11 protein-coding genes, 1 tRNA gene and 2 pseudogenes are annotated in these 12338 nt (G+C 29.5%); 5 read left to right on the plus strand and 9 right to left on the minus strand.

Annotation, left to right across the window (positions count from 1 at the left end; translation table 11 throughout):
* Positions 1 to 85 precede the first annotated feature (85 nt).
* On the plus strand, positions 86 to 646 hold the full coding sequence (locus AMD28_RS00795; RefSeq protein ID WP_055442265.1) for a YqgE/AlgH family protein: 561 nt from the start codon (positions 86 to 88) through the stop codon (positions 644 to 646).
* On the opposite strand, the gene AMD28_RS00800 is transcribed toward AMD28_RS00795, so the two are convergent.
* Together AMD28_RS00800 and AMD28_RS00805 are read right to left on the minus strand one after the other, a co-directional pair.
* A complete protein-coding gene (locus AMD28_RS00800) occupies positions 639 to 1484 on the minus strand; it encodes an aminotransferase class IV (protein ID WP_055442266.1) in 846 nt (281 codons plus the stop codon). The two genes, AMD28_RS00795 and AMD28_RS00800, sit on opposite strands and share 8 nt — an antisense overlap.
* 57 nt (positions 1485 to 1541) lie before the next feature.
* Positions 1542 to 1928, minus strand: a complete 387-nt coding sequence (locus tag AMD28_RS00805; protein ID WP_055442267.1) for an START-like domain-containing protein — start codon at positions 1926 to 1928, stop codon at positions 1542 to 1544.
* A 126-nt stretch (positions 1929 to 2054) separates the two neighbouring features.
* Between AMD28_RS00805 and AMD28_RS00810 the strand changes: the two genes are divergently transcribed.
* From AMD28_RS00810 to AMD28_RS00820, 3 genes are all read left to right on the plus strand, one after another.
* A tRNA-Met gene (locus AMD28_RS00810) sits at positions 2055 to 2128 on the plus strand.
* 55 nt (positions 2129 to 2183) lie between these two features.
* A complete protein-coding gene (locus AMD28_RS00815) occupies positions 2184 to 3527 on the plus strand; it encodes a tyrosine-type recombinase/integrase (protein ID WP_055442268.1) in 1344 nt (447 codons plus the stop codon).
* A gap of 2 nt (positions 3528 to 3529) precedes the next feature.
* On the plus strand, positions 3530 to 4216 hold the full coding sequence (locus AMD28_RS00820; RefSeq protein ID WP_055442269.1) for a hypothetical protein: 687 nt from the start codon (positions 3530 to 3532) through the stop codon (positions 4214 to 4216).
* Here AMD28_RS00820 and AMD28_RS00825 read toward each other — a convergent pair.
* From AMD28_RS00825 to AMD28_RS00835, 3 genes and pseudogenes are all read right to left on the minus strand, one after another.
* Positions 4213 to 4953: an SOS response-associated peptidase gene (locus AMD28_RS00825; RefSeq protein WP_055442270.1), complete on the minus strand. Its 741-nt coding sequence runs from the start codon at positions 4951 to 4953 to the stop codon at positions 4213 to 4215. The genes AMD28_RS00820 and AMD28_RS00825 overlap by 4 nt on opposite strands.
* Positions 4954 to 4987: 34 nt before the next feature.
* The gene (locus tag AMD28_RS00830) at positions 4988 to 7945 is read right to left on the minus strand and encodes a DNA polymerase III subunit alpha (RefSeq protein ID WP_055442271.1); all 2958 of its coding nucleotides are present in this window, start codon (positions 7943 to 7945) and stop codon (positions 4988 to 4990) included.
* Positions 7945 to 9158, minus strand: a pseudogene (locus AMD28_RS00835) (DNA polymerase Y family protein). The gene AMD28_RS00830 and the pseudogene AMD28_RS00835 overlap by 1 nt, the downstream one beginning before the upstream one ends.
* A gap of 52 nt (positions 9159 to 9210) precedes the next feature.
* Here AMD28_RS00835 and AMD28_RS00840 point away from each other — a divergent pair.
* Positions 9211 to 9417 (plus strand): annotated as a pseudogene (locus AMD28_RS00840) (helix-turn-helix domain-containing protein); the annotation flags it as partial.
* 78 nt (positions 9418 to 9495) lie between these two features.
* On the opposite strand, the gene AMD28_RS00845 reads toward AMD28_RS00840, so the two are convergent.
* The 4 genes from AMD28_RS00845 to AMD28_RS00860 form a co-directional block, all read right to left on the minus strand.
* Positions 9496 to 10407: a helix-turn-helix transcriptional regulator gene (locus tag AMD28_RS00845; RefSeq protein ID WP_055442273.1), complete on the minus strand. Its 912-nt coding sequence runs from the start codon at positions 10405 to 10407 to the stop codon at positions 9496 to 9498.
* Positions 10408 to 10417: 10 nt separating this feature from the next.
* Positions 10418 to 11026, minus strand: a complete 609-nt coding sequence (locus tag AMD28_RS00850) for a hypothetical protein (protein ID WP_055442274.1) — start codon at positions 11024 to 11026, stop codon at positions 10418 to 10420.
* Between the two features lie 28 nt (positions 11027 to 11054).
* On the minus strand, positions 11055 to 11612 hold the full coding sequence (locus AMD28_RS00855; RefSeq protein ID WP_055442275.1) for a hypothetical protein: 558 nt from the start codon (positions 11610 to 11612) through the stop codon (positions 11055 to 11057).
* A 254-nt stretch (positions 11613 to 11866) separates the two neighbouring features.
* The gene (locus AMD28_RS00860) at positions 11867 to 12151 is read right to left on the minus strand and encodes a hypothetical protein (RefSeq protein ID WP_055442276.1); all 285 of its coding nucleotides are present in this window, start codon (positions 12149 to 12151) and stop codon (positions 11867 to 11869) included.
* Between the last annotated feature and the right edge of the window lie 187 nt (positions 12152 to 12338).

Consider the following 12338-nt stretch of genomic DNA (forward strand, 5'->3'; position numbering starts at 1 on the left):
GAAGGCTTTTTTTTTATGTTAAGGGCAATAAATATTGGTTAATTAATAAAATTTTATTAGATTTAATTAGCCAAAATAAATCTTTATGATTTCAATCAAACCAAAAAAAGGCAATTTACTTATTGCAGAACCTTCCATTATTGGAGATATGTCCTTTAATAGATCTATAGTTTTACTTGCAGATCACAATACAGATGGTTCTATTGGTTTTATTTTAAATAAACCATTAGAATACACCATACAAGATCTTATACCTGAAATTGAAGCAGATTTTAAAGTATATAACGGAGGACCTGTGGAGCAGGATAACTTATATTTTATCCATAAAGTGCCAGAATTAATACCAGATAGTATAGAAATATCTTTAGGTATTTTTTGGGGTGGAGACTTTAACAAAGTTGCAGAACTTATTGCAGAGAATAAATTAAATGAAAAACATATACGTTTCTTTTTAGGATATTCTGGTTGGCAAGCTAAGCAACTAGATGAAGAACTTAGATTGAACTCTTGGGTAGTTACAGAAAATATCTATAAAAAAGAAATTATAGAAAAAAACTGTGAAGCCTTCTGGAGAGAAAAAATGCTAGAGTTTGGCGGTGAGTACAGCATCTGGTCTAATGCACCAGAAAACCCGAGTCTTAATTAGATAATCTAATTTTAACATTTAGTTTTTTCACTAAATCTTCTGCTACCGTATTTGTAAATTCTTTTTTTCGGTATTTCGTTATAGACTGTATTCCTGTGATTACATTTGTTATAAATAATTCGTCAGCTTTTTGTAATTCAAAGGGAGAAATAGAAACTTCTTCTAAAGTTAATTCTGGCATTAACGCAATAATTTCTATAATTTGTTTACGCATAATTCCTTTTAAGCAACCATCTGTTAAAGGAGGTGTTTTAATAGTCTTTCCTTTTACTAAAAAAAGATTACCATTTAAAGCTTCTACAACGCTCTTATTGGTATTTAGAAGTAAACAGTTGTCTAAGTTATTTTCGTTTGCATAAATGCTTCCTACAACGTGTAATGCTTTATTATTTGTTTTTAGTGTAGACAATAAACTTGGTGATACATAGTAATCTTTAAATAAATCTACTTCATATTTTTCAGGATGGATTAGATAAAAATCTGCATCTAATACAGCAGCGCTAATTACATAATCTACTTCATGATGTTTTGGTAAATATAAACCACCTACTACTCTATTTACCATCAACTTCACTCTAGCAGACACGTTAGATACGTTATTTGCTTTTAAAGTTTCTAAAATTTGTTCTTCTAAAAACTCCATAGTAAAATTCATGGGGATTTCCATGCGCATGATGCGCATAGAAGCCATTAATCTAAAGTAGTGATCTTCAAAAAACAATAGTTTACCATGCGAGCATTTTATGGTTTCAAATATAGCATCACCATAATTAAAACCTCTATTGTTAAACGAAATGATATTTGTTTCGTCAGTAATATTTCCATTAAAATTTATCATAAAAAAATCCCGAAAATTAATTCGGGACAAATATAAGTTTAATAATTGTATTCTTTTTTAAGCAGAACCTAATACTTGCTTTAAATCTGAAATTTGATTTTCCCAAAGCATTTTAGATTCTTCCACCTCATCTTCATCAGCAAAATCTGTAATCATGATAGAGACATCTTTAGTTATTTCGTCTACTTGAATTCTAATTTCAAAATAAGTAGAGCTATCTTCATCATCTAACCATTTAAATTTAATGCGTTCTCCACTCTTTTTACTTAATAATTTAGCTTCTTCTTCTGAACCATCCCAAATAAATTTAAAAAACTCTCCACGAGAATTTACATTTTCAGCATACCATTCTGATAAACCTGAAGGCGTAGAAATATATTGATATAGTAGTTGCGGTGAAGCATGTATAGGGAATTCTAATTCGTATTTAACTTTGTCGTCCATAGAAATAATAATATTTTGTTCAATATATACATTTAATTATAAAGTTCTAAAATAAATTTTTAAAAAATTTTATTTTGTTTGTTTGCGTGCTTCGAAATTGTTTATATATTTGCAAACTCAAATTATGGCGAGGTAGCTCAGTTGGTTAGAGCGTTGGATTCATAACCCAGAGGTCACGAGTTCAAATCTCGTTCTCGCTACAAACGGTAAAGTTGTACCAATAAACGGTTTAGTTCACTCTAAACCGTTTTTTTTATGCCTAAAATAAATGAAATTATTACATTTGAACACGAAAGTGAACACGATTTTGAACACAATTTAGAAAACAGTTTGTCAGTAAAGAAGAAATTTTCAGACCCAAAAATCTATAATGCCAAAGGTGATTTGAGTAAACGATGGTATGTTTACTACTCCTATAGGAACCCAAAGACAGGGAAACTAGAGCGCATGAAAAATATTTATGGTAGAGCAAACAACTTTAAAAACAAAGAAGACAGGCTTACCATTTTAACTACCTATCGTAAACGTTTATTAATTCTATTAAGAACAGGATATTGCCCATACTCTGATAATTTAGACCTTTATTACAAAAAGAAGGAAACTGTTGAAACACCCGTAACGACTACTAAAGTTGAAAAAATAGTAAAAACAGAAACGGAAACCTTCTCCAAAACTACACCAGAGGTTGACCACACACCAAAGATGACTTTAAGGGAAGCTTTTGACTTTGGATTAAAACTAAAAAAGACTTCTGTTAGTGCTATTACAATTCAGGCTTATAGTTATAAAATAAATAATTTTTTAAAATGGATGGAAGGTAACTTTCCAGATATAAAAACCATTGATCAACTAACAAAGAAGGTTGTTTTAAACTATTTAAACGAGCTTTTAATAAATTCCAGCCCTAGAAATCGAAATAATCATAGAGTAGATTTAAGTAGTGTTATGCAGATTCTACAAGATAATGATATCATGACATCAAATATCATGAAGAAAATTCCTGTTTTAAAAACGAAACCAAATCGTAACAAAACATATACGCTAGAAGAACAAGAAAACATTTTTCATTTCCTAGAAGAAAAAGATCCAACATTATTGCTCTTTATCAAGTTTGTATCCTACAACTTTTTAAGACCTGTGGAAGCTTGTAGACTTAAAATTAAAGACATTAACTTAAAAACCAAAACCCTACAATTTAAAGCAAAAAACAAAGCTTCTAAAACGAAGATTATTCCAGAAATACTATTAAATGATTTACCTGATATTTCTAATATGGATAAAGACAGTTATTTGTTTACTCCAGATGGAATTGGCTTAAAATGGGATGCTACAGATAATAACAGACGAGATCATTTCTCTAAAAGGTTTAAAAGCGTTGTTAAAGATCATTTTAATTTAGGGGAAAATTATGGACTGTATAGTTTTAGACATACTTTTATTACAAAGCTATACAGAGCTCTAGTAAAAGACTCCTCTCCTTTTGCTGCGAAAAGTTATTTAATGCAAATTACTGGTCACTCCACAATGACTTCTCTTGAAAAATATCTAAGAGATATTGATGCAGAATTACCAGATGATTATTCAAAAATGCTTAAATAATTATGAGCTTAGAAAAAACATATACCTTATTAAAAGATAATCTCTATCAACCTTTTATCTTATATATACCTGAAATAATTATTCCTAAAAATTTAATTTCTGGTTTTTCAAAGGAATTCAAAACACTCTTTTTTAATAAAGTTATTGTTATTGAAAAGAATGGAAATGCATTTGAATTAAACGACAAACCTAATACTATAGATTTATATAGTAAAGAATCTATTTTAGAAAGTAATTTATTAATACTACTGGATCAAAAAGGAAAACTAGCAGCGTTTCAGTTTAATATTTTATTTGACAAATACAAAATGTTACTAAATACGTATTGTCATATTATCAATTCGATAGCGCCTCATTTAGTTTTTAATATTAAGGATGAAAATATATTGACTGTTTTCAAGCTACAGCAACACAATTTCAATACACATCAAAAAACAATAAATGAAACTTTTAATGACGAAGCAATAACTGCTTATAGTAATGATGAAGAAATTATTGATTACATAAAAAGAGAAATTGCACCATTAAAGAGTTTACATAAAAACGATACAAAAGATTTAAAGCTAGAGACTACAAGAACTCCTATTCCAAAAAAGAAACCAAAAAAACCTAAATTAATTACGGATGAAGAAGCAGATGCCTTTTTACTAAAAACCGTTTTTAATATAGATTTAGAAGCGGGTAATTAAAATAATGTTTCATTCAATTCTGGAAAATCCACTTTTTGAATAATAGTATTAATATTACTATCTGCTTTAGGACTAAATAATTCCTTACTAACCGTATAAGTTTGTAAACTAGATTCTGAAAAATCTTGAAGTATTAAATCCTTAATATCCTTTTCATTTAAATCTGGAGATAACCAATTAGCATATTTACTTTCATTTAAAATTACTGGTTGCCTTTTTTTAACGTTATGTATTTTAGCAAATAAAGGAGAAGCTTCTTTAGTTAATATTGTAAATGTAATATAGGTATCAATTACAGAATACAATCCTGCTAATGCTAATGGGTGTTTTTCTGCGTGCTGAATAAAATATGGATATTTCTTTTTGTTATGTTCATGAGGCTCAAAAAAACCAGTTACAGGAATTATACAACGTTTCTCCATTACCGATTCCTTATAAAGAAAATGGTCAAATATTTTTTCTGATCTTGCATTTAATCCTCCTCCATATTTAACTGCTTCTTTGTAATATGCTTTTATCTGATCTGAAGGTTTATACGAAGGAACAATCCCCCAAACACCAGGAGCAATTACTTCTGCCTTCTCTTGCGGAATTACTAACATATTCGGGTGTGCAAAACCATTTAAATGGTAATTTGGTTTATCAAAAACAGGACGTAGATTATCGTTACTAATTTTTACTTTAAAATGAGTTTCAAGTTTTTTTGTTTTTTGAGTTGTACTAGTATGAAAACACATTGTCTATAATTTTAATGAAAGTTATAAAATAAAATTAACTTTCTCGTGGATCTGATTTTAATGCTAATTTTCTTGACCATCTTATATCTAAACTACAGAAATCGAAAGACGCTGTTACTTTCCCGAAACAAGCATAAACCCCTAACCCATGTATTGGATATCTCTCTACAACTTTTGTAAAATGTACGGTATCAAAATAATTACCTTCTCTATCTGTAAACGTGCAAAAACGTATTATCTTTCCGTTCGACGCTCTATGAAACCTTGTATTCACCAATACACCGTATAGTAAAACCGTTTTATTAATGTTTTGACTTAAGTCTTTAACTAAAACACTTTCATTTAATGGCTCATCTATTAAATCAAAATAATCACACAACGGAAACCCCAACAACTCCATTTGATCATAAGCTTCTTCGACAAAAGAGGTATTAATCGTTGGTAAATTAAACCGTTTATGTTCCGTTTTAAACAGTTTTGCTTGTGTTGTTTTAGCTTTAGAAACATTCAATTTAAAAATTGCTTGCCATAGTAATACAATCTTTGATAGGTTTGTAAATCTAAAAGCATCTATCCGAATCAAAATAGTTAACTGTTCTATGCTAATAGTTACTCTATCAATAAAATCATCTAAAGATTTATACTTTCCATAGAGCTGTCTTTCCGATAGAATTCTTTTAATAACTAAAACTTCTAAACTTTTTAAATATCCAAAACCTAAATAAATAGTTTTGCCCTCTATCGTTGTTGGGTGGTCACTTGTATTTACACAAGGCGGATTTATAATACCTCCACACATTTTAGTTTCATGTATATAATGTTCTGCACTATAAAACCCTCCTCCATTATTTAAAACAGCGACCATAAACTCTAAAGGAAAATAACATTTTAGATACATGCTTTGATAACTTTCTACAGCATACGAAGCGGAATGCCCTTTTGCAAAAGCATAGCCTGCAAAACTTTTAATTTGATTCCATACTTCAAACGTCAATTCATCTTTATATCCTTTAGCTTTACAATTAGAAATAAATTTTTCTTCGACTGCAACAAACTCTTCTTTGGATCTATACTTTCCACTCATCCCCCTTCTTAATACATCTGCTTCCCCTAAAGTTAATCCTGCAAATTGATTTGCTACTTTTAAAACATCTTCCTGATACACCATAATCCCATACGTTTCTGGCATAATTTTAAGCAACATTGGATTAGCTTCTTTACGTTTTTCTGGATTGCGTTGTCTAACAATAAATTCCTGTTTCATTCCTGATCCTGAAACTCCTGGTCTAATTATCGAACTTGCTGCCACCAAACCCAAATAATCTTGTGTTTGTAATTTTTGCATTAATCCACGCATTGCAGGAGACTCTACATAATAAGCACCAATTGCTTTACCGTTTTTCAGCAGATTATTAATATTAGGATCTCTTTTAAAACGTTCTACTTGTGTAATATCTATTGGCGGTAATTCTGGTCGGTTATGTTTAATAATATCTATAGCTTCTTTAATTTTTGCCAAACCTCGCTGTCCTAAAATATCAAACTTAAAAACACCAACGTCTTCAGCAATTATCATATCAAACTGCACGGTTGGGAAACCTTTTGGAGGCATATCTGTAGCGGAATAATAATGTATTGGTTTATCTAGTATTAGTATACCACAAGAATGCACACTTACATAATTTGGAAAACCTCTTATTAATTCTCCATATTTCAAAACCACAGCGGATATTTCATCCAATTTTTCATTAGAAAAACGACCTCTACTCAATTTATCAATCTCTTCTTTTGGCAAACCAAATACCTTACCTAATTCCCTAACAACTGCTTTATATTTAAACGTGTTATAGGCTGCTAACAATGCAACGTTTTTAAACCGTTTAAAAATGTAATTAGTAATATCCTCTCGATCTTTCCAAGAAAAATCAATATCAAAATCTGGAGGAGATGCTCTAAACGGATTAATAAACCGTTCGAAATACAAATCTAGTTCTATTGGATCAACATCTGTAATTCCTATTATATACGCTACAATACTATTGGCTCCACTTCCTCTTCCAACATGTATATAACCCATGCTTTTTGAATAAGAAATAATATCATAATTGATTAAAAAGTAAGAAACAAAATCTAACTGTTTAATTGTTTTTAATTCCGTTTTTAACCGTTTATTTACCTTCTCGCTTGGATCTGAATACCGTTTATGTAGCTTCTCTTGACATAAGGTTTCTAATCGTTTATAATCTTCTTCTTTAGAATCTAAATAGACACTTTGGTTTTGCGGTTTTCTATCTTTTCCAAAATTGAAATAAACCGTACAAGCATCTAATATCTTTTTCGTGTTTTCAATAATAAACGGATAATCGATAAATGCTTTTTGAAGTTTATCTATAGAAATCATCTGGTCTGTTTCCCGACATTCTTCCGTTTTTTGAAGTTTACTTAACAAGGTATTATTATCTATAGCTCTTAATAATCTATGTGCATTAAAATCCCGTTTATTTCTCGTTGTAACACGTTGTTGTATGACTAATTTATCTTTATACTCTTTATAAATGGAAAAAGGAAGCTTTCTAATTTCTTCTACAGAGATACCAATACGTTCATTTTCGTTAAATACCGTTTTTTCTTGTTGCAAAACCTGTTCAAAAGGATAGATAACAAAAACGTTAATAAACGGTGGAGCAACGGCAGGAATGCTAATTTTGCTATGTAAATGATGAGATAAAAACGAGTTTAACTCTTGAAAACCGTCATTGTTTTTTGCTAAACCTACAAATTGTTGTTTTGCTCCATTTCTAAAATCAATTCCTACAACTGGCTTAATATTATACTGTTTTGCTTTTTGAATAAAATTTAAACACGCAGAAGTATTATTAATATCTGTTAATGCAAGTGAACAGATACCGTTTTCTTGTGCTAATTCTAATAAATCAACTTCAGAAAATGTTCCAAAACGCAAGGAAAAATATGTGTGACAATTTAAATACATTATTGTTTTCTATGTGCCAAAATAACTGGAGGTTCTCCATTAAACGGATTATTAAAACGACCTATCGTTTTTGCCCCAATAGATCCTGCTTTTTGTATACTTAATTCCCCATACTTATCTCTTATGGTATCCATCGCATTATACAAACTCAACATTTCTTCGGTATCATCAAAAAGATTAATTTGATAATTTCCACTAACAATATGTGTAAACTTTACCCCAACCAATCTTATCAATAAACGTCTTTGATATAATCTATCAAAAAGCTCTAAAATCTTGGGAATTATTACATGATCTGCACTTGTATATGGTATTTTATGTTGTTTTGTATAAGTATTAAAATCGGAATAACGAATCTTTACGCTAATACAAGCAGTTAGTTTTTCACCTTTTCGTAATTGATATGCTAAGTTTTCAGCCATTGCAAAAACTGTAGTTCTTAACTTTTCTACATCAATAGTATCTTTTGTAAATGTTCGTTCTGTAGAAATAGATTTTCGTTCATGAAATGGTATTAATGGCGGATTATCTGTTCCGTTGGCTCGTTTCCATATAGTTCTTCCGTTAACACCTAAAGCACTAACTAACATTTCCACTGGCATTTGTTGTACTACACTAACTTTATCAATACCTAAGTTTCTTAATATTTGATATGTTTTTGTACCAACTGATGGTATTTTCCTAATAGAAAAGGAGCTAAAAAAGATTTTTCAAAACCATGATCTATACGTAGTTGATTATTCGGTTTGGCTTCTCCTGTAGCAACTTTGGAAACAATTTTATTTGCCGATAATCCAAAAGAAATTGGCAAACCTGTTTCTCTAATTATAGTTTCTCTTAATTCTGATGCATATTTATAGCTTCCAAAAAACTTATCCATTCCACTTAAATCTGCATAAAACTCATCGATACTTGCCTTTTCAAAAATGGGTACTTTCTCTTTAATAATTTCGGTAACTAAATGTGACTGTTTTGTATAAATAGAAGAATTTCCACGAATTACAACTGCTTCAGGACACAGACGTCTTGCAACCTTCATTGCCATACCAGAATGCACTCCAAAACGTCTAGTCTCGTAGCTACAAGCTGCAACTACGCCTCTATCTCCTGTACCTCCAACCAATAACGGTCGTTTTTGTAAACGACTATCTATCAGTCGTTCACAAGACACAAAAAAAGTATCTAAATCCAGATGTAAGATGTTTTTCTTCATGCTACAAATCTAGCTACATTTACAAGCAATTATTGCTTATATTTGTAGCATTATGAAATTTATATCAAAAAACATTCGCCATTTAAGACGCTTAAAAGGAGTTACCCAAGAAGTACTTGCTGAAGATTTACAGGTAACCAGATCGCGTATAAGTTCTTACGAAGAAGGTCGTTCTGCGCCAACTATTGAAATGCTCATTCAATTATCTGATTATTTTAAACTACCCATAGATATTTTACTAAGAAATGATTTAACGAAACAATAACTACTTATTGTAATGAAAAAGCGGATGCGTTTTTACTTAAAACCGTTTTTTAATATAGATACAACGAATAAGTTATAAGCCACTGCTATATTTTGAAAGCGCAGTTTTATATATATCTTTTATTTCTTCAATTAAACTAATAGGTTCTATTACCTTCACTCCTTTTCCATACATTAAAATGCGTTCTATAAGTGACCTATTCGGAATTAAGTCTAATGAAATTTGTAACTCGACATCTGTGTCGATTAGTATTTTTTGAGAATGATGGAAAGGCAATGTTTTTACATATTTCCCTTGTTCTGGAGTAAAAGATAATATTACTCTTTGTATCGTGTTTTCTGAATACACCATACCAATAACATCACGATACAAATAGTTAATATCTACATCTGTTTTGGGAACAAATGTCTTTTCAGTTAGTTGCACGTTAGAAACTCTATCAATTCCAAAATTTCTAAACTCTTTTACGCCTTCCTGCTCACCTACAATATACCAACGATTAGCATACTCCTTTAATAGATACGGTTTTAACAACCGTTTTGTAGTGGTATTTTTCTGAAAATTATAATGAACAAAACTGATTTCTCTGTGTTGTTTTATTGCGGATAAAAAAAGCTCTAAGTATTGTATACCTTGAAGTCCCTCACTATTATCGAATACAATATGCTTCAAAGTTTCTTTTTTACTTTTAAAACTTTCTTTTAATAAATCTGCCGTATTTACCAACTCTAGAAATCTAACAAAATTTTCAAAATTCGGACTATTATCGTAATCAATAAAGTAATTGTTTTTAACATTATCATATAAAACCTCAACACCAAATTCATTTCTTAAATCATCAAAATCACGTTGAATAGTTCTCTTCGTATGTTCAAAACCATTATCAAATAAAAAATCTTTCACCGCTTGAAAAGAAGTGTCTTGACCGTTTTTTATTTTTTCTATTATTAATGAGTAGCGTTTTATCTTTCCTTGTACAGACATTGTTTAGTATTTAAGAAATTAACTCTAAGCCAGCATAATCATTAACTAGTTCATTCCAATTTACAGGAGTTTTTATAAAAGTTTCTGTAACTCCACCAACAGTGGTAAAATCAACATTCATTTCATAACCTGATGTAGAATAATTGTTTTCAGTATACATTTTATGTTCTAATATTAAACCCTGTAAATCTTCTAAAAGATCATAATCTAAACGATCTACATAATCAAGATATCTTATACCATGAATAGCTGTTTTTAGACCATCTACAACCAAATAAATCTCTATACGGTTATACATATCGATACTGTTTATTTTATATTTTTTATCTGGATATTTACTTAGATATTCTATACCATTTCCTGAGTCTAAATATTGCTGTAAATCTATTCGCGCTTGTTTGTCTGTGGTTTGAAAAATTCCCAAACCATTATACAATACATCTAAAATACTATGATAATGCTCAAAAACTGCTTTTCTAGCTTCTATTGGAGACTCATCATAAAACTCTTTTACGGTTTCTACTAAATCATTCTTATCTGGAGTTTCATGATGAGATGCATCGTGAATATTGGGTACTGCTCTTCTCCAATATTTTGTTTCTATTAGGTAGTGGATCAATAAAAAGTATTTGTTAGTTTTAGATTTTTTAGATGTTAATACATTTTTGTTTACTACTATTATTTATATAAAACTCTAATGAAGATATAGATAAATTTGCATTATTATTTTCTTTTGGAATGATTTCAAGTTCTATTGAATCAAATATTGTTTTATAGGCATTGAGTATTTTATTTTTTTCTATACTCGTATCCAATTTTTCAATAACCATATCTTTAAATCCTCCAGCTTTTATTTCGCTTAGGTTTAATTTTTCACTCGTAATGCTTTTATAAAATTCATTTAAAACGGTATACTCGGTTGCTTTATTTAAATATAAAGTAAACAAAACAGTATGTATTGAAGGAGAGTGATCTATTGTTAAATCACTGAATAAAAAATTATTATTTATTACTCTACCAAAACTACCATCCATCTTTTTATAAAAAAGAGGTATCTCGTTCTTATTATTATCATAAATATTAATTGAGCCATCTTTACTGTTTCGTATCTCACTAATATCTGTTATCGTTAAAAAACCTCCATTTTTATCTATATAAAATTTAATTTTTTCAATACTAGATTCAATACCTTCTGGATGCTCCAAAACTGGTAATACTAGTATTTGATCATCATCAAAATTAAAAACTCTCCTTTGAGAACTTAATCTTGATTTTAATGTTTTTATAATTTATTTTCTTGTTATTTTTCTCATAATTGATGTTTTACCTCATGCTTTGCTCACATAAGTATAATGATTCCTAAATCTCTTCTATTGATACTATTGTACTCATCGGTTTTTGATTATTATTATTTATAGACCATATTCCACATATAAAACTATCTTTTTTACACCAATTTTTAAAGCCACTCCATAACCGTTTTATGTAACAAGTACTGGTTATATTGTTTAGACACTTTTTTAAATGATAGTCTTTCTTCTTTATTTTTATTTACAAAATGATAAGCTCTCATAGTTAGATCAAACTCCCTACTTGTCTTCAGTTTTAAAATATTAATGTTTACTGTTTTCAAACAATTAGCTACAAACTGTTTGAGTGCGCCTGTGGTAGATTGTACTTCATTAGAAGCCATATTCTCATATACTTCTAAATAATCTTTAAATTCATTTAACACGTTATCCATTGTTTTATTTTTTAATGAATGCAAATGTTATGCGATAACTACGACAAAACATGTCGTAACTACAAAAAAACTTTTAATCAGTTACGACTAAACCTGTATTTTGAGATCTATAAATGTTTTTTGAATCTATAGATGTAAGTAATCTCTTCCTTTTACAATTAAAAAAAATAAAGGCGCTTGAAAAGCT

The organism is Lacinutrix himadriensis (assembly GCF_001418105.1).
GTDB classification, from domain to species: domain Bacteria; phylum Bacteroidota; class Bacteroidia; order Flavobacteriales; family Flavobacteriaceae; genus Oceanihabitans; species Oceanihabitans himadriense.